We start from the raw sequence: 18710 nt of genomic DNA on the forward strand, positions 1-18710 counted from the left end.
CCCAAGTCGAGCTCCTCGCGGAGAATGCGAAAAAGCACCGGACCATGGTTCTCTTCCTCGCCTACACCGGGCTGCGATGGGGCGAAGCAACGGCCTTGCGAGTTCGTGACGTCGATCTTGGTCGCCGACGCGTGGACGTTCATGAGAACGCGGTGGAAGTCTCGGGCATTATCCATGTCGGAACGCCAAAGTCCGGCGAGTCCCGGAGCGTTCCTTTCCCGCCATTTCTCGCGCCGCTCCTAGCGACAACCATCGAGAACAAGGCCCCGTCCCAGTTAGTGTTCGGCGATGGGAACAGCCACCTGCACCAGCCAGATCGTCGTCGAGGTTGGTACGTATCGGCGATCGCTAGGTCGCAGTCCGCCGACAAGACCTTTCCACGCGTCACGATCCACGACCTTCGACACACTGCGGCGAGCCTGGCGATCAGCGCTGGGGCCAACGTGAAGGCCGTTCAGCGAATGCTTGGCCATTCCTCAGCCGCGATGACCCTCGACACTTATGCAGACCTTTTCGATGATGATCTCGATGCCGTGGCTGTAGCCCTAGACCTCGCTCGAGCTGTCGCCAACACGGCACGAGTCTCCGGGTCAGTTGCGCCCACCCGCTCAGCGACGTAACGATGAAGCTCGCCAGGCCGCACTCGGGCGAGAATCCTGGCAACGGACAACACGGGTGGTTGGCTTGTGGCCGCCGAGCTACCTACGTGAGGCGACCGACGCCGGTGAAACTGTATCCGAGTCGAGACCCACCAAAATGGCAGATCAGTCTTCGGTGCTCGCCTCGGAGGCCTTGCGGGCGGCAGCACGCTGGCGGCGCTGACGGGAGACCTCAGCGTTGCGAAGCACCCGCTCTGTGAGGTCCTTCCGCACGTTGGGGTCTTCGAGGTCGTAGACGCGCACGGCACGGGGGTTCGCCAGAGGAACCGTTCCTGCAGCTGCTGCGATCGTCATGTGTTCAGTCTACGACGGAGGGCTGACGTTTTGCCGGAGATTCTTCCCGGCGCCAGCACGCGAAGACCACGGCAGCGATGCCGGCCACCAATCCAACCTCGTCGACGTTCTCTTCGGTGATGTCGTCGGTGTACACCGCATCGAGCGTGACCATCCCGTACGCGGCGGCGCTCGAAGTGACCGGGTAGGCGATGAAGGTGTTGTACCCCTTACCTGAGCCAGCCCAGTCGTTTGGCGCGTCGGCGATGTCGGCGACGAACAAAGGCTTGTTGCTCCTCACGCGATCCATCGCGAGCTTGCCCCGCTTTGTGCCCTCCAAGAACGGACCAGCTGCGTCGCGGCGGCCGTGTGAGACTTGGCCGACGACGTTCATGTTCCGGCGCGCGTCGTCAAACGTATAGACGACCGCCCGCAGGCCCTCGACACCGCTGTAGACGAAGCGGAGCGCTTCGAGCAACTCTTTGACGAGGACCTGAAAAGTCGCGTCGCGCTCGGCCTTGTTCTGGATCACCATCGCGGCAGCCGCACGCTGAATCGGCTCCAGCGTGGTCGCCAACAGCCCGAACCGCTTAGCCTGGCTAAGGTAGTCCTCGCGCGCTGCATCCTCAGCGGCTTCGAGCTGTCGCTTGTAGTTCTGCTCTGCAAGACGAGCCACACGCTTGGCCCAGAGATTGGAGCTCACCTGGGACACCATCAGCAGGATGGCAAGCGAGCCACCAACGATGAAGAACACGAACGAGGCGGACGCCTGCGTCAACAGGAGCCCGGAAGCGAGCGTCAGGGCCGGCTGGATGTATGCCGCGACGGTTTCGTGCCATGAGCCCACTCTTTCAAGCGGCGACGGCGCGGCTGCGTTCGGCATGAAGTCAGAATAGCTGGGCTGATTACCAGAACAGCTTGTGTCGCAAGACACCCAGATCGCGAGCGAACAGGTCGCGGTTCGCGGTTATCAGCCGTGCTCGCTTCGGCGGGCAGGGTACGCTCTTCTTGGTCACTTACCCAAAGTTCGGAGATGACGGGGGGCGCTTGGCACAATCAACCGTCTAGCGAATGTAGTCAAAATGTAGTCAAACACCCATTTCGTGGCAAGCAAAAGCCCCCGGATCCCTTGCAAACAAAGGAATCGCGGGGGCTTGCACGTGGCGGTACCGGTGGGATTTGAACCCACGGTGGGCTTTCACCCACACAACTTTTCGAGAGTTGCACCTTCGGCCGCTCGGACACGGTACCGCCGACTACTTTACGTGATGCGATCCTTACGCGCCAATTGACCGATCCGCCTCCGCGGAGGAGGGTCGCCACGCGGAGTAAAGTCTCGCTAGTGGGGACGAAGAAGAACATCGCGCTGGTGACCGCGGGAGTCTCGACTGCCGCTGTCGGCGTCGGCGCGTGGGCGGGCATCCGGAGGGCACAGGCGAAGCTCGCGCAGGGGCGCACCGCCATCAATGAGACGCTCCCTGTGCACTCGAAGTGGTGGCGGGATACGGCCAAGGCAGAGGGAGAGCTGCTCTACGTGGCACTCGGCGACAGCGCTGCGCAAGGTATCGGCGCCTCCGCCCCCAAGAACAGCTACGTCGGGGTGATCGCCGACCACATCCGCACCGTCACCGGCAGGACCGTGCGCGTCGTCAACCTCAGCGTCTCCGGAGCGACCGTCGCGCTCGCTGTCGCCGACCAGCTGCCGCGGTTCGCGACGTTCCAGCCCGACATCGTCACCTGCGCCATCGGCGCGAACGACATCGCAGCCTTCGAGCCGGAATTGTTCGAGGCGGGCATCCGCAAGGTCTTCGCGGCACTCCCCGACGATGCGATCGTGGGCGACCTCCCCTGCTTCTACCTGCCCTGGAACGAGAAAAAGTCGCCGTCGGCAACCAGATCCTGCGCCGGGTCGCCGCCGAGCGCGGGCTCACGGTGGTCCCCCTCCACGACACGATGAAACGCGAAGGGGTGCGCGGGATGCTCACCCAGTTCGCCGAGGACCTCTTCCACCCCAACGACCACGGCTACCGCGTGTGGGCGTCGGCTTTCCTGCCGGAGGTCACCGCCCGGATGGCCGCACGCTTCCCGCGCCGGCCGCGCAAGGTCGAGACCGCGACCGAGCGCGGCGTCGGGAGCGGCGAGAGCGCCGACGTGAGCGCCGCATCCGGAACCACAGAACGCCCCGCCGCAAGCGCCTGACTCAGTCGCGCAGCGTTCCCGGAGCGAGGTGCGACAGCACCCGTTCCCAGGCCGGAATCACGACGAGATGCCCCGCGCCCGGGAACATCTCCATCCGCGCATCCGGAAGGCTCTTCTGGTACCAGCTCGCGTGAGCGCTGCCCGCGATCGCGTCACCTCGACCCGCCACGATCAGCGTCTTCGCGGCGACGTCGCCGACATCGAAGCCCCACGGATGCGCCGTGTAGCTCAGGATGTCCGCCGCCACACCGCGCGGCCCTTGCCGGAACGCGTCGCGAACCATACGAGCCAGTCTGTCGCGCGCACCCGGGAGGCGCAGCACCTCAGCGTCCACCCCGGTGTCACCGAGGAGATCGAGCGGAACATCGGCGTCGTCGGTGGCGGCCTTCACCGCATCCGCCTGCGGCTGAAGCATCGGGGCGAGCTGATCGAGCGCCGTGTCGGGCGGCAGTTTCGCGAGTCGATCCGACTCCGCCTGCAGCTGCGGGTCGATCCACTGCACATGCTCGTTCGGCGCGGGCGTGGCGATGATGGCCACCCGGTCGACGAGCTCAGGATGCCGGGCTGCGAACGCCAGGGCGACGCGCCCACCGGCCGACCAGCCGGCGATTCCGACCGTGCGCGGCCGCACGACGCCGAGCTCCGACTCCTCCCGCCGCACTGTCGCCAGGTATTCGGCGATGTCGTCTGCGTACCTGGGGATGCTCGGCGCCGTTCCGAACGGAAGCGGATCGGACGACCCGTAGCCCGGTCGGTCGATGGCGATGATGTGCACGTCGCGGGTCGACGAGACCCCCGGATCCGGATCGAAGTTCGACGAACCAGGGGCGGAGTGACAGAAGACGACAAGGCGGTCCGCAGAAGGATCGCCGAGCGTTGTGATGCCGACCCTGCGGCCGGATTCGAGGGTGAAGGTCAGATTCGCCATGCCGCCCATTGTGCTCCGGGCCGCCGACGCTGGCTAGGAGTTGTCCACAGGCCGAACGATGGGCCTCCGGATGACAGTGGCCGGCCATACAGTGAGACCCGTACCAAGGAGGACGAGTGGCGAAAGCGCAGCTGAACTACCGCTGTACCGAGTGCGGCTGGACGACCGCCAAATGGGCCGGGCGCTGCGGCGAATGCCAGGAGTGGGGCACCGTCATCGAGGCCTCCGCGCCGACCGGAGTACTCCGGGCGCTCAAGCCCGTCAGCATCGGCGGCGACCGCGTTGCACGCGCCATCACCGACGTCCAGTCAGACTCGGTCACCCACTGGCCGACCGGTATCGCCGAATTCGACCGGGTGCTGGGCGGCGGAATCGTTCCGGGCGCCGCAATCCTTCTCAGCGGCGAGCCCGGGGTGGGCAAGTCGACGCTGCTTCTCGAGGTCGCATCCCGTGCCGCCCATGCACGCTCGCGCGTGCTCTACGTGAGCGCCGAGGAGTCCGTGAGCCAGGTCAAGATGCGCGCCGAGCGCACCGGCGCCATGCACGACCACCTCTTCCTCGCCTCCGAGACCGATCTAGCCACGATCGTCGGCCAGATCGACGCTCTCGACCCGCAACTCGTGATCGTCGACTCCGTACAGACCGTGTCGAGTTCCAACGGCGAGGGGCTGGCCGGAGGTCCCAGCCAGGTGCGCGAGGTCGCGAGCACGCTCATCCGGGTCGCCAAAGACCGCAATCTGCCGGTGCTGCTGGTCGGCCACGTGACGAAAGACGGCTCGATCGCGGGCCCGCGCCTCCTGGAGCACCTAGTGGATGTGGTCTGCCAGTTCGAGGGCGACCGCCAGACCGCCCTCCGCTTCGTGCGAGCGCTCAAGAACCGCTTCGGGCCGACGGATGAGGTGGGCTGCTTCGAGATGACCGGTGACGGCATCGCCGAGGTCGCCGACCCCAGCGGGCTGTTCCTCAGCCGCACCACGACTCCCGTCTCGGGAACCTGCGTCACCGTCGCCATGGAAGGCCGCAGGCCGCTGCCGGTGGAGGTGCAGGCGCTCGTGGTCTCGACGACGGCTCCGAACCCCCGACGCGTGACCAATGGGGTGGACTCGTCGCGGGTCGCCATGCTGCTCGCCGTGCTCGAACGGCGGGCGGGCATCCGTCTCGGCGACAAGGATGTGTACGTCTCGACCGTTGGCGGCGTTCGACTCACCGAGCCGGGCGCCGATCTCGCCATCGCCCTCGCGATCGCGTCGGCCGCGAACGAGAAGCCCATCCCCCACACGCTCAGCGCGTTCGGCGAGATCAGCCTCGCCGGCGAGATCCGTCCGGTCTCCAGCGGCAAGCAGCGCGTCGCCGAAGCCACCCGCCTCGGGTTCACGACACGCATCGACTCGACGAGTCAGAGCATCCGGGAAGCGCTACGTCTCGCATTCACCGCCGCGACCAGTTCCCGCGAACGGGAGCTCGACGCCGCATTCTGACGACGCTGGACCGACCAGCGGTCAGTTCAGGATGCGGGCAGAACCGCTCAGCTCAGGATGAACTGCTTGGTCGCCGCCGCCTCGATTCCCGCCACCGACACCGACAGGTGATACGAGGCGCCGCCGGCTGGAACCGGGGTACGCGTCGCCTGGCAGGTCGAGGGGTCGGACCGGGTGCGGTCCCACTCGATCGGGGTCTGCGACGAGATGGTCTTGCCGGGCTGCAGCAGCACCTCGGCGTCCACCTTCTCGGCCTGGCAGTCGGTTGACTTCCAGTACACCTCGCTGCCGCTGGTAATGGTGAAGACCTGCTGGGAGGTGCCGGCGTTCAACTTGCAGGGGACAGTGCCCTTGTTCGTGACCGAAACCGAGAGCTTCGGCAGCTGATCGGCCGCATACGTGGTGGCATCCGTCACCGCCTCGACCGTCACATCGGAGGGTTTGCAGGGATCACCGCTGGCCGTCGTCGGCTCGGTCGGGATGCTCGTGGTGTCGGCCGCCGGAGTGGTGACCGTTTTCGGAGTGTGGGTGCTCGCCGGGGCGCCGCTCGAAGATCCGGGGCGCACGACGATGAGCACGATGATGACGATCACGGCCAGGAGGCCGAGGCCGACGAGAAGCCGACGTCGCCAATAGACTTTGCTCGGCTGCGGGCCGACAGGGTGCTTGAACGTCGACATGCCTGCAGGATAGCCGCGAGCACGCGCAATGCCGCGGCAACTCGCTACAGAAGCTTCAACATCCGGGTATTTCCAAGGGTGTTCGGTTTGACCCGTGCCAGGTCCAGGAACTCGGCAACACCCTCGTCGTGCGAGCGCACGAGCTCGGCGTACACCTCGGGATCGACGGTTTCGTTCCCCATGTCGACGAACCCGTTGCGCTCGAAGAAGCCGACCTCGAACGTGAGGCAGAAGAGCCGGTCGAGTTCGAGTTCGCGTGCATCCGCCTCGAGCCGGCCGAGCAGGGCCCGCCCGACGCCCTTGCCGAGCCACGCATCCGCGACCGCGAGTGTGCGCACCTCCGCGAGATCCCGCCACATCACATGCAGAGCGCCGACGCCGATCAGCTCGCCATCGGCCGTCTCGGCCACACGGAACTCCTGAAGCGACTCATAGAAGACCACCGCATCCTTGCCGAGCAGGATGCGTCGCTGCACGAGAGGTTCGACCAGGTCCCGGATGCTCGCCACGTCTCCCGCGCGTGCCCGACGGATGCTGTATCCCGCGTTCTCACCACTCACCCGTCCAAGCCTACTGAGTTGCGGCAGATCGATGCTCCCGCTCCCCAGGAAGGTCGATTCGCCGCAACTCGACGAGCCGCAACGGACCCGTCCGCCCGCGCACACGAAAGCGGGGCCGCCCCCGAAGGGACGGCCCCGCTTGTCGTGGAGACGCGCTGCGCGCTACTCGCCGGAGGAGGCGGCGAGGTCGGGCGTGACCGGGCCAGCGCCGATCGCGGCCGTGGCGTTGATGCCAGCACCCACGGGCTCCTTGCGGGACTCCGTGGTGAACACGAACTCGCCGTCCTTGAAGTCGACGTGCACGTGGTCGCCGGCGTTCAGCTCACCCTGCAGGATGCGCTCGCTCAGTCGGTCCTCGATCTCGTGCTGCACCGCGCGACGCAGGGGCGCGCACCGAGTGACGGGTCGAACCCGACCTCGATGAGGTGCTCCTTGGCCGGAACGGTGAGCTCGATGGTCATGTCGCGGTCGAGCAGACGGGTCGAGAGGCGCTTGATGAACAGGTCGACGATCTGCAGGAGCTCGACCTTGTTCAGCTGCGGGAACACGATGATCTCGTCGACGCGGTTCAGGAACTCGGGCTTGAAGTTCTTCTTCAGCTCCTCCTTGACCTTGCCGCTCATCCGGTCGTAACCGGTCTGCGAGTCACCCTCGACCTGGAAGCCGACGGGGCCGCCGGTGATGTCCTTGGTGCCGAGGTTGGTGGTCATGATGATCACGGTGTTCTTGAAGTCGACGACGCGACCCTGGCCATCCGTCAGACGTCCCTCCTCCAGAATCTGGAGCAGCGAGTTGAAGATGTCGGGGTGTGCCTTCTCGATCTCGTCGAACAGCACGACGCTGAACGGCTTGCGGCGAACCTTCTCGGTCAGCTGGCCGCCCTCTTCGAAGCCGACGAATCCGGGAGGGGCACCGAACAGTCGCGAGACCGTGTGCTTCTCGCCGTACTCCGACATGTCGAGGGAGATCATGGCCGACTCGTCGTCGAACAGGAACTCCGCGAGCGCCTTGGCCAGCTCGGTCTTACCGACGCCGGTGGGGCCGGCGAAGATGAACGAGCCGGAGGGACGCTTCGGGTCCTTCAGACCGGCGCGGGTGCGGCGGATCGTCTTGGAGAGCGCGGCGATGGCCTCCTCCTGACCGATGACCCTCTGGTGCAGTGCCTTCTCCATGAACACGAGGCGAGCGGACTCCTCCTCGGTGAGCTTGAAGACGGGGATGCCCGTGGCCTGAGCCAGCACCTCGGCGATGAGTCCCTCATCCACCTCGGCCGTGGTCTTCACGTCGCCCGAACGCCACTGCTTCTCGAGGCGCAGACGCTCGCCGAGGAGGTTCTTCTCCTCGTCGCGGAGCGAAGCAGCCTTCTCGAAGTCCTGGTCTTCGATCGCGGCTTCCTTCTTGGAGCGCACGGCCGAGATCTTGTCGTCGAACTCGCGCAGCTCCGGCGGGGCCGAGAGGATCGACAGACGCAAGCGGGCACCGGCCTCGTCGATCAGGTCGATGGCCTTGTCCGGCAGGAAGCGGTCCTGGATGTACCGGTCGGCGAGGTTCGCGGCCGACACGATCGCGCCGTCGGTGATCGACACCTTGTGGTGCGCCTCGTAGCGGTCGCGCAGTCCCTTGAGGATGTTGATCGTGTGCGGCAGCGACGGCTCGTTCACCTGGATGGGCTGGAAGCGGCGCTCGAGGGCCGCATCCTTCTCGAAGTGCTTGCGGTACTCGTCGAGCGTGGTCGCACCGATGGTCTGCAGCTCACCACGGGCGAGCAGCGGCTTCAGGATGCTGGCCGCGTCGATCGCGCCCTCGGCGGCACCCGCACCCACCAGGGTGTGGATCTCGTCGATGAACGTGATGATGTCGCCGCGGGTGCGGATCTCCTTGGTGACCTTCTTCAGGCGCTCCTCGAAGTCACCGCGGTAGCGGGATCCGGCGATCAGCGAGCCGAGGTCGAGCGTGTAGAGCTGCTTGTCCTTCAGCGTCTCCGGAACGTCGCCGCGCACGATCGCCTGGGCGAGACCCTCGACGACGGCGGTCTTGCCGACGCCGGGCTCACCGATGAGCACGGGGTTGTTCTTGGAGCGGCGAGACAGGATCTGCATGACCCGCTCGATCTCCTTCTCGCGGCCGATCACGGGGTCGAGCTTGTTGTCGCGCGCAGCCTGGGTGAGGTTGCGGCCGAACTGATCGAGGATCTGGCTGCCGGCCTGCGCGGTCGCCTGATCGTTGCCGCCGACCTGCACCTGCTCCTTGCCCTGGTATCCGCTGAGGAGCTGGATGACCTGCTGGCGGACGCGGTTGAGGTCTGCGCCGAGCTTGACGAGCACCTGGGCGGCGACGCCTTCGCCCTCACGGATCAGGCCGAGCAGGATGTGCTCGGTGCCGATGTAGTTGTGGCCGAGCTGCAGGGCCTCGCGAAGCGAGAGCTCCAGCACCTTCTTGGCACGCGGAGTGAAGGGGATGTGGCCGGTCGGCTGCTGCTGACCCTGGCCGATGATGTCTTGCACCTGCTCGCGCACGGCGTCGAGCGAGATGCCGAGCGACTCGAGCGCTTTGGCGGCGACACCCTCGCCCTCGTGGATCAGGCCGAGCAGGATGTGCTCGGTGCCGATGTAGTTGTGGTTCAGCATCTTGGCTTCTTCTTGGGCCAAGACGACGACCCGGCGGGCTCGGTCGGTGAATCTCTCGAACATGTCTACTCCTCAGACGCGGTTGCAGGGGTCGCGTCGATACAAAGAGAGTAACCACCCGCACCCCCGAAACTGCCCCTGTTCGCCGTGGGCGTGAAGGGATGGACGTTCTTCCCAGGGTGTGCCGCAGGCTCGGCCCCAGGACGGGCGTCAGAGTCAGCCGCGCAGGCCGGGCAGGGTCAGGGTCGTGTCGGGGAGCATGATGGACACATCCGAGGTCGTGGTGACACCGCTCGGCGTGGCGAACACTGTCGTGTGCGGCACGTAGTCGCGGGTACAGATCCCGCCGGGAGCCGGTGCGAGGGTCGCTTTCATCTGATTGCTCGCGGTGACGGATACCGAGGCGACCTTGGGTGGGCAGCTGGAACTGCCGTAGAGGGCGATCGCGAACTGCGCGCCGTCTTTCAGCCACACGGCGAAGGCTGCACCACCGGCGCTGGATGCGGGCGCGTCGACGCCTTTAGGCTCGCCTTTGTAGTCCTCGATCGGCTTGCTCGACGCGCCGGAGCATCCGGCGAGCGCGAGTGCGACCAGTACGACGCCTGCGGCTGCGAAGGGGAGACGGACGCGGGCAGCGGGGCGTGAGATCAGGGGCACGCGACCATTCTAGGAAGCAGCGTCGTCAGCCCGCTGGGCGAGTCCTAGGATCCTCATATGAGCAACCTGGAACGCGATCCCGCCGAGCTTGTGGCCGGCGACACCGCCGTGATCGAGACGGGCACGATCGAGGTGCTCGAGCCGCGCGACGTCCCGCTCGGCGGCCCGCGGGCGATGACCGTGCGACGCACGCTCCCCCAGCGCAAACGCTCGCTCATCGGCGGCTGGTGCTTCATCGATCACTACGGCCCCGACGACGTCTCGGTGAGCGGCGGGATGCGCGTGCCGCCGCATCCCCACACCGGGCTGCAGACGGTGAGCTGGCTGTTCGCGGGGGAGGTCGAGCACCGCGACAGCGTCGGGAGCCATGCGCTCGTGCGGCCGGGCGAGCTCAACCTCATGACGGCGGGCCACGGCATCAGCCACTCGGAGGTCTCGACCGAGCGCACGACGACCCTGCACGGCGTTCAGCTCTGGGTCGCTCTGCCGTCGGCGTCTCGGGATACCGCACCGTTCTTCGAGCACAAGGTGCCTGTCGTCGGGTGGCTTGGCGATGCCGAGGTGCGAACCTTCGTCGGCTCGCTCGCCGGGAGCGGAACGGACGCGACGGTCTTCAGCCCGCTCGTGGGCGCACAACTCACCGTGCGGGCCGGATCGACGATCGTCGTTCCCCTGGATCCGACGTTCGAGCACGGCATCCTGGTCGACTCCGGCGAGGTGACCGTCGACGGAACTCCGGTGCCGGTCTCGCACCTCGCATACGCGTGCCCCGGCCGGTCGTCGATCGAGGTGACGATCGGGGCTCAGGATGCGCGCCTCATCCTCCTCGGCGGCGAACCGCTCGGCGAGCAGATCGTGATGTGGTGGAACTTCATCGGCCGCAGCCACGACGACGTCGTGCGCTCTCGCGCGGAGTGGCAGCTCGAGGTCATCGACGACATCGATCCGGATGGGCGTTTCGGCCACGTCGCGGGCTACGACGGCTCCCCGTTGCCCGCTCCTGAGCTGCCCACCGTGCGGCTCAAACCGCGCGGCTAGTGCTCGCTCCTACTGGAGCGCCGAGGTCAGGCGGGCGAGGTTGTCGAGCACGGTCGAGCGCAGAGGCTGACGCATCCACTCGTCGAGGGTGAGTTCGCGGCTCTGGCTGCGGTAGCCGTCTTCGACCTCGCGCATCTGGTCGACGAACGACCGACCGCGCACCATGAGCGAGACCTCCATGTTGAGCTGGAACGAGCGCATGTCCATGTTGCTCGATCCGATCACCGCCACGTCGTCGTCGATCGTGAAGTGCTTGGCGTGCAGGATGTACGGCTTCTTGTACATCCAGATGCGCACGCCCGCCCGCAGGAGCGCCTCGTAGTACGACCTCTGCGCGTGGTAGACGAGAGCCTGGTCACCGATCTCGGAGACGAACAGCTCAACGGCGATACCGCGCTGCGTGGCGGTCGTCACGGCGGTGAGCATCGACTCGTCCGGCACGAAATACGGCGAGGTGATGACGATGCGCTCCTGCGCGTAATAGAGCAGCGCGAGAAAGAGCCTGAGATTGTTCTCACCTTCGAATCCGGGCCCGCTGGGCACGACCTGGGCGTCGAGGGACTCGTCGGTCAGCTCGGTCAGGATGGGCTCGGTCTCGCGGCGGAGCAGCTCGTCGGTCTCGCTGTACCAGTCGGTGATGAAGATGGCGTTCAGACCGGCGACGATCGGGCCCTCGAGGCGCACGATCAGCTCTTTCCATTTGAGCCCGCGACGGATGTTCGACTTCTTGTTGTACGTGCGGTCGATCACGTTCTGGGAGCCCATGAAGCCGACCCTGCCGTCGACGATGAGGAGCTTGCGATGGTTGCGCAGATCCGGTCGCTGGTACTTGCCCTTGAACGGCTGCACGGGAAGCATGAGCTGCCACTTGGCGCCCATCTCGGTCAGCCGTTTGAGTGTGTGCTTGTAGTCGCGCGTGCGATACGAGGCGATGTGGTCGAGCAGAACACGCACGGTCACGCCGCGTTTCACCGCCGCCTCCAGCGCGTCGAAGAAGGGCTTCGTCGTCTGATCGCAGGAGAGGATGTAGAACTCCACGTGGACGTACCGCTTGGCCTTGCCGATCTCGGCGGCCATCGAAGCGAGCGATGCCTCGTAGTCGCCGTTCAGTGACGCGTGATTGCCACCGACGAGCGGCATCGCGCCGAGGTTGCGGTTCAGCTCGACGACCGACTCCAGCCATGGTGGCCAGGGATGATCGCGGCTGACCCGCTCCATACCCTCGGTGCTCTCGATGATGAAGTTGTTGATCTCGACCTGCTTCTCGCGCCGGCGCTTCGGCAGCTTATAGCTGCCGATCAGCAGGAAGAACAGGACTCCGATGTACGGGATCAGAAAGATCGCCAACAGCCAAGCCGTCGCCGATGTGGGCTTGCGGTTGCGGGGAACGATGATCACGGCGATCACACGGATCACGAAATCGATGAGGAGCGCCAGACCAACGATGATCGTCCACAAGACGGCAGCATCCACAGGCGCGAGTTCCCTCCGATAACGGATGCGGCACGCTCGTTGCGCGCCGCTATCGCTACCGTATCGAAGCGTGGCTCGGATTGCTCGCTAGGGCTTGTTCGGGAGCCCGCGGCGAGCGCGCTCCTCAGCCTCCATGCGGGCGTACGCCTTACGCTCGGTTCGGTCGGCGCGGATGATCGCGCGCATGATCAGCCAGAAGAGCAGCCCGACGAGAACGGTCGGGGCGAGCGACCAGACGATACCTGCGACGACGTCATTCATAACCCGATCATCGTAACGCGCCAGACTGTGAACGGAGTCATCACGCCACCACTCACCACCTTCCTCACGACCTGGCGGGTCGACCCCGTCGCAGTGGTCGTCATCCTGATCGCAGGAGGGCTGTATCTGTCCGGGATCCTGTCGCTCAGGCGGCGCGGTCACCGCTGGCCGCTGCGACCCACCGTCTTCTTCTTCGTGCTCGGTCTCGGGTCGTACGCGTGGATCTCATTCGGCTTTCTGGGGGCCTACAGCTCCGAGCTGCGCTGGGCGTTCAGCACACGCATTGCGCTGCTGTTGTTCGTGGTGCCGGCTTTCCTCAGTCTGGGCAAGCCGATCGGGCTCGCCCGCGCCGCACTGCGGGGCAGCGCCCGACGGGTGACGGACTCGCTGGTGGGCTCGCGCATCGTGCGCCTCTTCGGAAACGCGATCTTCGCTCCCCTGTTCGCCTGCGCCGCGTTCCTGGTGTTCCTCAGCCCGATCGCCGCTGTCTTGCGCGACAGCCCCTGGTCGGAGTGGACCATCACGGCGCTCGTCCCGTTCGCGGGGCTGCTGATGGTGCTGCCGATAGCGACTCATGCCGTCGTGCGCACCACCTTCTTCATCACGGTCGAGTTCCTGCTCGCCTTCGTCGAGATGCTCCTCGACGCCGTGCCGGGCCTGCTGCTGCGACTGAACAACGGTGTGGTGGACCATGCTCCCGCGGTGCTCGGGCGACTTCCGCTCTGGTTTCCGAACGCGCTGCACGATCAGCACCTCTCGGGCGACCTGCTCTGGTTCATCGCCGAGATCGCGGACATCCCCGTGCTGATCTACCTCTTCGTGCGTTGGACGCGGAGCGACCGGCGGGAAGGGAAGACGCTCGACGAGCTCACGGACGAGCAGATGGAAGAGCTCACGCAGGCGCACCTGCGAGCGCGCGGCTGACGCCCGGTCGATCTGACGCTCGGCGCTCTGCCCTGGCTCCGCCTTACTTCTTGACGAGCGGGAACAGGATGGTCTCCCGGATGCCGAGCCCGGTGAGGGCCATCAACAGGCGGTCGATCCCCATCCCCATCCCGCCCGATGGCGGCATGCCGAACTCGAGCGCGCGCAGGAACTCCTCGTCGAGCTGCATCGCCTCGCCGTCGCCGGCTGCGGCGAGCTTGGCCTGCTCGACGAAACGCTCACGCTGCACGACGGGGTCGACCAGCTCGGAGTATCCGGTAGCCAGTTCGAAGCCGCGAACGTAGAGGTCCCACTTCTCGACGACGCCTTCGCGCGAGCGGTGGGCACGCACGAGCGGGCTCGTGTCGACAGGGAAGTCCATGACGAAGGTGGGGCGCGCCAGCGTGCCCTTGACGAAGTGCTCCCACAGCTCCTCGACGTACTTGCCGGGGAGCGGGTGCTCGATCTCGATTCCCTCCACAGCCGCGATCTCGCGCAACCTCTCCACAGAAGTGGCCGGGGTGATCGGTTCGCCGACCGCGTCGGACAGGCTGTCGTACATGCGAATCCGGTCCCACTCACCGCCGAAGTCGAACTCGGTGCCGTCGTCCCAGGTCACCACGTGCGAACCCGAGATGGCCTGCGCCGCGTTCTGGATGAGGGTCTGCGTGAGGTCGGCGATGGAGTTGTAGTCGCCGTACGCCTGATAGGCCTCGAGCATCGCGAACTCGGGCGAGTGCGTGGAGTCCGCACCCTCGTTGCGGAAGTTGCGGTTGATCTCGAAGACGCGGTCGATGCCGCCGACGACGGCGCGCTTGAGATAGAGCTCGGGCGCGATGCGCAGGTAGAGCTCGGTGTCGAAGGCGTTCGAGTGGGTGACGAACGGGCGGGCGGATGCTCCACCGTGCATCACCTGCAGCATCGGCGTCTCGACCTCGACGAAGTCACGGTCGGCGAAGGTCTGGCGCAGGCTTGCCACCGTCTTGGCACGGTTGATGACGTTGGTGCGTGCCTGGTCCCGGGCGATCAGGTCGAGGTAGCGGTTGCGAACGCGCACCTCTTCGCTCAGCTCGTTGTGCAGGTTCGGCAGGGGCTGAATGGCCTTGGCCGCGATCTCCCATTTGGCGACCATGATCGACAGTTCGCCGCGCCGACTCGAGATGACCTCGCCGGAGACGAAGAGGTGGTCGCCGAGGTCGACCAGCTCTTTCCAGGCGACCAGCGACTCTTCGCCGACAGCGGCGAGCGAGACCATGACCTGGATGCGCGAGCCGTCTCCGGCCTGCAGCACGGCGAAGCACAGCTTGCCGGTGTTGCGCAGGTGCACGACACGACCGGCGATGCCGACGACCACGCCCGTGGTCTCGTCTGCCTGCAGGTGGCCGTACTCCGCGCGTACCGCGGGAATCGTCGTAGTCAGGGGAACACCCACCGGGTAGGCTCCACCGCCGGGCGTCTTGGCTTCAGCGATCAGACGCTCGCGCTTGGCCAGGCGAACCGCCTTCTGCTCGCTGATCTCGTCATCAGTGAGTTCAGGCTCGGTGGTCTGCGCGTCCGTCATGAGTGTCTTTCTTTCGGTGGCGGTGCCGTTGCTAACGGGAGGGGTGGGGCTCAGGGGATGCTGATGCGTTCGTTGTCGATCAGCCTGGTCGTTCCGAGGTGGGCGGCGACGAGCACGACGGCCTGGCCGTGATGCTCGGCGTCGACGCTTTGGAACGTGTCCGGGTCGACGACCACGAGATAGTCCAGCTTAACGGCAGGCTCGGTGTCGAGCTGTTCGCGGGCGGCGGCCAGAACGGCGTCTGCGCCCTCCTGCGCGGCCGCAGCGGCCGCAGCGAGCGCTCGGGAGAGCACGACCGCCGCCTGCCGCTGCCCGTCATCGAGGTAGCGGTTGCGGCTCGAGAGGGCGAGTCCGTCGCTCTCGCGCACCGTGTCGACGACGGCGATCGTCACGGGAAGGTTCAGGTCCTTCACCATTCGGCCGACCAGGTGCACCTGCTGCGCATCCTTCTGACCGAACACGGCGACGTCGGGGCGCACGATGTTGAACAGCTTCGCGACGACGGTGAGCATCCCGTCGAAGTGGCCCGGACGGATGGCGCCCTCGTACAGTGAGGCGACCTCTCCCGCGCTGACCCGCGTATTCGGAGCCCCATCGGGATACATCTCGGCGGCGCTCGGCGCGAAGACGACGTCGGCGAGACCCTCGAGGCTGGCGATGTCCGTGTCGAGCGTACGGGGGTAGCGGTCGAGGTCTTCAGTCGGACCGAACTGCAGAGGATTCACGAAGATCGAGACGACGACGATGCCACCGAGATCCCTGGCGCGACCGACGAGCCGCACATGTCCGTCGTGCAGCGCGCCCATCGTCGGTACGAGGACCACTCGTGCGTCCGGCGCATCCGAACTGCCCTCACGAAGGGCTGTCTCCCGCGCTTCAGCCAGGCGGCTGCGCAGCTCGGCGACGGTGGTCACGACCTCAGGCATCTGCTCCCCTACGGCCGTCGCGCCCGGCGGGACGCTCACGGAAAACGGCCGGAGTTCCAGGCTACTCGGCGTTACGGCCACGCGGGTGGCCGATGGGGCCCCGATGGCTTCGGCTTCGCGACTACGCGCGAGGCGCGGCTGGTCCTTCGTCGTCGTCGCCGCGTATCCCGAACTCGTCCAGGACAGCGCTGGTGTCGAGTGGGGAGGGGGCGGACGATCGGGTGAGCGCGTTGTCGACCGCCGAACGCACCAGCGAGCTGAGGAACGGTCCGGCGTTGTCGACGCCGATGTCGCGGAGGATCCCTGTGGCTTGCTCGACGATCGCCCTCGAGAACGAGGTCGCGGTCGCGATGGCTTCCGCGTACGCGGCGCGGTCTCCCTCGGCTACGACCACGGGCTCGCCTCCCATCTCGACGACCAGTGCCTGCGCGATCGGGAGCACGGGGGCGGGGGCGGTGACGGCGAAGTAGCTCTCGGCGAGCCGCGCGAGGTCGAGGCTCGTGCCGGTGAATTCGAGGGCGGGATGCACGGCCAGAGGAATCGCGCCCGCCGCCATCGCGGGCGCGAGCACTCCGACGCCGTACCCGGGAGCGGTGTGCAGCACGATCTGTCCGGGCTGCCAGGAACCCGTCGCGGCGAGACCGGCCACGAGCGCGGGAAGCTCCTCATCGGGCACGGCGAGGATGACCAGCTCGCTCCGCTCGACGAGCACGGGGACGTCGAGGATCGGCACCCCGGGGAGCATCGCTTCGGCGCGCTCCCGGCTCGCCTCGGAGACGGCGGAGATCCCCACGATCGCGTGCCCGGCGCCGGCGAGGGCGGCACCGAGGGTGGGGCCGACCTTGCCCGCGCCGACGATACCGAGGCCGAGTCGTCCTGAGCGTTCCATCACGAGCCCTCTCGTTCGGTGCCGGGAGCAGCGGGAGGCTGCATGGGCGCCGGCGGAGTATTCCCCGCCGCCCACCGATGGCTCCGGTCCGACTGCGCCGACGCGACGGCGCCGGCCGACACGGTGTCGAAGAGCGAAACACTGTGGTCGCGGTCGACGCCGGGCAGCCGGGGACGCACCGGTCCCGAGACCGTGTGAAGCCGCGCGGAGGCGAGGCCGAGCATCCGGTCGATCGGTCCCTGCTCGATCTCGAGGCTCTGCAATCGCGCGAGCGGCACGATGGCCAAGCTCTGCCAGACGACGCCGCGGCGCAGCAGGATGACGCCGTCTAGGATGCGGTATCCGGTGCGTTGCCAGGAGAAGGGACGGATCCACCGGGCGCGACGAGGGCTGCCGACGAAGTCATCCCGCCCACGCGACGACATGCCCGCTGCGATGGTCGCACGGTGCTCCTCGGTGGCAAAACCTGGCAGCACCAACGACAGCACCCGGGCCACGTCTTCGGCGTCGCCGACCGGAAGAATCGTCGTGTTGGCCTGCCCGGCCGCACCCTTCTCCTTGGAGTGGCCGGCGGTGTCGATCCGGATCTGCCACCAGCCGAACGGGCGCCACATCAACGGCTGCATCACCTCGACCGCGTGGATGCGCCCCGGCGGCAGCGTCTCGTTGCTCGTACTGAGCAGACCGAAGCCCACCCGTACACCGTCGGGAGTGCCGGCGATCGAGTAGCGGAGCGACTTCGTGAACCGGTTGATGTAGAAACTCGCGGAACCGATCAGACCGGGCAGCACGACGAACAGCAGCCAGTAGCGGCCCGTCGAGGCGCCGACGACGAGCACGACGGCAACGATGATGACGAAGATCGTGAATCCGCTCAGGATGAGCGACCCGAGCAGCCGTACCGGCGGGATCTTCACGACGGAGTGCGGCGGCGCGACGTTCGGATCGAGTTCGGGCGCGAGGAACTCGTTCACCCGACGGTTGACCATGCCGGACACCGCGCTGGCGGCACCTGCTGCACCCGAAACGACAGCGCCCGCGGGCGTGCTCGCACCGTCAGTCGCAGCCGCCGTGTCACCCTCGACACCGACCCCCGCCACCTCCTGCTCGGCCGCCCGGACTCCGGATGCGAGTCGCAGCACGTCCGCACGCAGCCCGTCGGCGAGCACCGACCCGAGGTAGCTCAGCTGAACGTTCGCGTCGTGGCCCGCGACCGAGATGTCGAGTTTCGCAGCCCCGAAGATGCGGGCGAGCAGCGGACGCACGACGTTGATGCCCTGGATGCGGTCGAGTCTGGCCTTGCGCTGAGTGCGGAAGAAGATGCCGCTGCGCACCTCCACGGCGTCCCCCGTGATGCGGAAGGAGTGCATCCGCCACGAGAGATAGAACGCGCCGATGGCGAGGCTGAGCGCGACGATGATGGCGAGCAGGGCCCAGCCCTCCCAACCGTGATCGTAGATCTGGTCGATCGGGTCTCCGCTGCTGTAGTAGTCAGGGGCGCCGACGAAGAAGTTGATGATGCGATCGCGCAGATTGGAGATCACGAGGCCGAGGACGGCGACGAAGAAGATGCCGCC

General features: G+C 66.7%; 18 protein-coding genes, 1 tRNA gene and 1 pseudogene. 6 read left to right on the top strand and 14 right to left on the bottom strand.

Translation table 11 applies throughout. The features are described from left to right. Window positions 1-44: 44 nt before the first annotated feature. Entirely contained in the window at window positions 45-620 is a 576-nt protein-coding gene (locus ACQ86A_RS17960; RefSeq protein WP_431278281.1) for a site-specific integrase, read from the top strand. Window positions 621-764: 144 nt separating this feature from the next. On the opposite strand, the gene ACQ86A_RS17965 is transcribed toward ACQ86A_RS17960, so the two are convergent. From ACQ86A_RS17965 to ACQ86A_RS17975, 3 genes are all read right to left on the bottom strand, one after another. Beyond that, complete coding sequence (locus ACQ86A_RS17965) at window positions 765-953, bottom strand: hypothetical protein (RefSeq protein WP_431278282.1); 189 nt, start codon at window positions 951-953, stop codon at window positions 765-767. 4 nt (window positions 954-957) lie between these two features. Continuing rightward, window positions 958-1815 (bottom strand): GAF domain-containing protein, encoded by an 858-nt coding sequence (locus ACQ86A_RS17970; RefSeq protein WP_431278283.1) that lies wholly within the window; start codon window positions 1813-1815, stop codon window positions 958-960. 278 nt (window positions 1816-2093) lie between these two features. Next, window positions 2094-2183, bottom strand: a tRNA-Ser gene (locus tag ACQ86A_RS17975). 91 nt (window positions 2184-2274) lie between these two features. Between ACQ86A_RS17975 and ACQ86A_RS17980 the strand changes: the two genes are divergently transcribed. Both ACQ86A_RS17980 and ACQ86A_RS17985 read left to right on the top strand, forming a co-directional pair. After that, entirely contained in the window at window positions 2275-2889 is a 615-nt protein-coding gene (locus tag ACQ86A_RS17980) for an SGNH/GDSL hydrolase family protein (RefSeq protein WP_431278284.1), read from the top strand. A gap of 20 nt (window positions 2890-2909) precedes the next feature. Next, complete coding sequence (locus tag ACQ86A_RS17985; protein WP_431278285.1) at window positions 2910-3131, top strand: hypothetical protein; 222 nt, start codon at window positions 2910-2912, stop codon at window positions 3129-3131. A gap of 1 nt (window position 3132) precedes the next feature. Here the strand turns inward: ACQ86A_RS17985 and ACQ86A_RS17990 are convergent, their stop codons facing one another. After that, the gene (locus ACQ86A_RS17990) at window positions 3133-4059 is read right to left on the bottom strand and encodes an alpha/beta fold hydrolase (RefSeq protein WP_431278286.1); all 927 of its coding nucleotides are present in this window, start codon (window positions 4057-4059) and stop codon (window positions 3133-3135) included. A gap of 116 nt (window positions 4060-4175) precedes the next feature. Between ACQ86A_RS17990 and radA the strand changes: the two genes are divergently transcribed. Further along, window positions 4176-5537 carry a DNA repair protein RadA gene (gene radA, locus ACQ86A_RS17995; protein WP_431278287.1) on the top strand — a complete coding sequence of 454 codons (1362 nt, stop codon included), beginning with the start codon at window positions 4176-4178 and terminating at the stop codon, window positions 5535-5537. A 47-nt stretch (window positions 5538-5584) separates the two neighbouring features. Here the strand turns inward: radA and ACQ86A_RS18000 are convergent, their stop codons facing one another. The 4 genes and pseudogenes from ACQ86A_RS18000 to ACQ86A_RS18015 form a co-directional block, all read right to left on the bottom strand. After that, window positions 5585-6217 (bottom strand): hypothetical protein, encoded by a 633-nt coding sequence (locus ACQ86A_RS18000; protein ID WP_431278288.1) that lies wholly within the window; start codon window positions 6215-6217, stop codon window positions 5585-5587. Between the two features lie 44 nt (window positions 6218-6261). Next, on the bottom strand, window positions 6262-6777 hold the full coding sequence (locus tag ACQ86A_RS18005; protein WP_431278289.1) for an amino-acid N-acetyltransferase: 516 nt from the start codon (window positions 6775-6777) through the stop codon (window positions 6262-6264). 162 nt (window positions 6778-6939) lie between these two features. Beyond that, window positions 6940-9467 (bottom strand): annotated as a pseudogene (locus tag ACQ86A_RS18010) (ATP-dependent Clp protease ATP-binding subunit). A gap of 153 nt (window positions 9468-9620) precedes the next feature. Beyond that, complete coding sequence (locus ACQ86A_RS18015) at window positions 9621-10061, bottom strand: hypothetical protein (RefSeq protein WP_431278290.1); 441 nt, start codon at window positions 10059-10061, stop codon at window positions 9621-9623. A 57-nt stretch (window positions 10062-10118) separates the two neighbouring features. On the opposite strand from ACQ86A_RS18015, the gene ACQ86A_RS18020 reads away from it, so the two are divergent. Further along, complete coding sequence (locus ACQ86A_RS18020; protein ID WP_431278291.1) at window positions 10119-11099, top strand: pirin family protein; 981 nt, start codon at window positions 10119-10121, stop codon at window positions 11097-11099. Between the two features lie 9 nt (window positions 11100-11108). On the opposite strand, the gene cls is transcribed toward ACQ86A_RS18020, so the two are convergent. Together cls and ACQ86A_RS18030 are read right to left on the bottom strand one after the other, a co-directional pair. Next, window positions 11109-12557 carry a cardiolipin synthase gene (gene cls / locus ACQ86A_RS18025; protein WP_431278292.1) on the bottom strand — a complete coding sequence of 483 codons (1449 nt, stop codon included), beginning with the start codon at window positions 12555-12557 and terminating at the stop codon, window positions 11109-11111. Window positions 12558-12659: 102 nt separating this feature from the next. Then, window positions 12660-12833: a hypothetical protein gene (locus tag ACQ86A_RS18030; protein ID WP_431278293.1), complete on the bottom strand. Its 174-nt coding sequence runs from the start codon at window positions 12831-12833 to the stop codon at window positions 12660-12662. 27 nt (window positions 12834-12860) lie between these two features. Between ACQ86A_RS18030 and ACQ86A_RS18035 the strand changes: the two genes are divergently transcribed. Then, on the top strand, window positions 12861-13757 hold the full coding sequence (locus tag ACQ86A_RS18035) for a cytochrome c oxidase assembly protein (protein ID WP_431278294.1): 897 nt from the start codon (window positions 12861-12863) through the stop codon (window positions 13755-13757). A gap of 43 nt (window positions 13758-13800) precedes the next feature. On the opposite strand, the gene lysS is transcribed toward ACQ86A_RS18035, so the two are convergent. The 4 genes from lysS to ACQ86A_RS18055 all read right to left on the bottom strand — a co-directional run bounded on the left by lysS (window position 13801) and on the right by ACQ86A_RS18055 (window position 18677). Continuing rightward, window positions 13801-15318 carry a lysine--tRNA ligase gene (lysS, locus tag ACQ86A_RS18040; protein WP_431278295.1) on the bottom strand — a complete coding sequence of 506 codons (1518 nt, stop codon included), beginning with the start codon at window positions 15316-15318 and terminating at the stop codon, window positions 13801-13803. Between the two features lie 50 nt (window positions 15319-15368). Further along, window positions 15369-16244 carry a pantoate--beta-alanine ligase gene (gene panC / locus ACQ86A_RS18045; protein ID WP_431278296.1) on the bottom strand — a complete coding sequence of 292 codons (876 nt, stop codon included), beginning with the start codon at window positions 16242-16244 and terminating at the stop codon, window positions 15369-15371. Between the two features lie 121 nt (window positions 16245-16365). Then, window positions 16366-17133 carry a Rossmann-like and DUF2520 domain-containing protein gene (locus ACQ86A_RS18050; protein ID WP_431280483.1) on the bottom strand — a complete coding sequence of 256 codons (768 nt, stop codon included), beginning with the start codon at window positions 17131-17133 and terminating at the stop codon, window positions 16366-16368. After that, on the bottom strand, window positions 17133-18677 hold the full coding sequence (locus ACQ86A_RS18055) for a PH domain-containing protein (protein ID WP_431278297.1): 1545 nt from the start codon (window positions 18675-18677) through the stop codon (window positions 17133-17135). The genes ACQ86A_RS18050 and ACQ86A_RS18055 overlap by 1 nt, the downstream gene beginning before the upstream one ends. Window positions 18678-18710: the final 33 nt, after the last annotated feature.

This window comes from Leifsonia poae (assembly GCF_050632195.1).
GTDB lineage: Bacteria > Actinomycetota > Actinomycetes > Actinomycetales > Microbacteriaceae > Leifsonia > Leifsonia poae_C.

Bases quoted from the DNA above. Each gene is read 5' to 3' on its own strand.
- ACQ86A_RS17960 (WP_431278281.1), top strand. From the start codon at position 45: ATGGTTCTCTTCCTCGCCTACACCGGGCTGCGATGGGGCGAAGCAACG.
- ACQ86A_RS17965 (WP_431278282.1), bottom strand. From the start codon at position 953: ATGACGATCGCAGCAGCTGCAGGAACGGTTCCTCTGGCGAACCCCCGT.
- ACQ86A_RS17970 (WP_431278283.1), bottom strand. From the start codon at position 1,815: ATGCCGAACGCAGCCGCGCCGTCGCCGCTTGAAAGAGTGGGCTCATGG.
- ACQ86A_RS17985 (WP_431278285.1), top strand. From the start codon at position 2,910: ATGCTCACCCAGTTCGCCGAGGACCTCTTCCACCCCAACGACCACGGC.
- ACQ86A_RS17990 (WP_431278286.1), bottom strand. From the start codon at position 4,059: ATGGCGAATCTGACCTTCACCCTCGAATCCGGCCGCAGGGTCGGCATC.
- ACQ86A_RS18000 (WP_431278288.1), bottom strand. From the start codon at position 6,217: ATGTCGACGTTCAAGCACCCTGTCGGCCCGCAGCCGAGCAAAGTCTAT.
- ACQ86A_RS18020 (WP_431278291.1), top strand. From the start codon at position 10,119: ATGAGCAACCTGGAACGCGATCCCGCCGAGCTTGTGGCCGGCGACACC.
- ACQ86A_RS18030 (WP_431278293.1), bottom strand. From the start codon at position 12,833: ATGAATGACGTCGTCGCAGGTATCGTCTGGTCGCTCGCCCCGACCGTT.
- lysS (WP_431278295.1), bottom strand. From the start codon at position 15,318: ATGACGGACGCGCAGACCACCGAGCCTGAACTCACTGATGACGAGATC.
- panC (WP_431278296.1), bottom strand. From the start codon at position 16,244: ATGCCTGAGGTCGTGACCACCGTCGCCGAGCTGCGCAGCCGCCTGGCT.
- ACQ86A_RS18050 (WP_431280483.1), bottom strand. From the start codon at position 17,133: ATGGAACGCTCAGGACGACTCGGCCTCGGTATCGTCGGCGCGGGCAAG.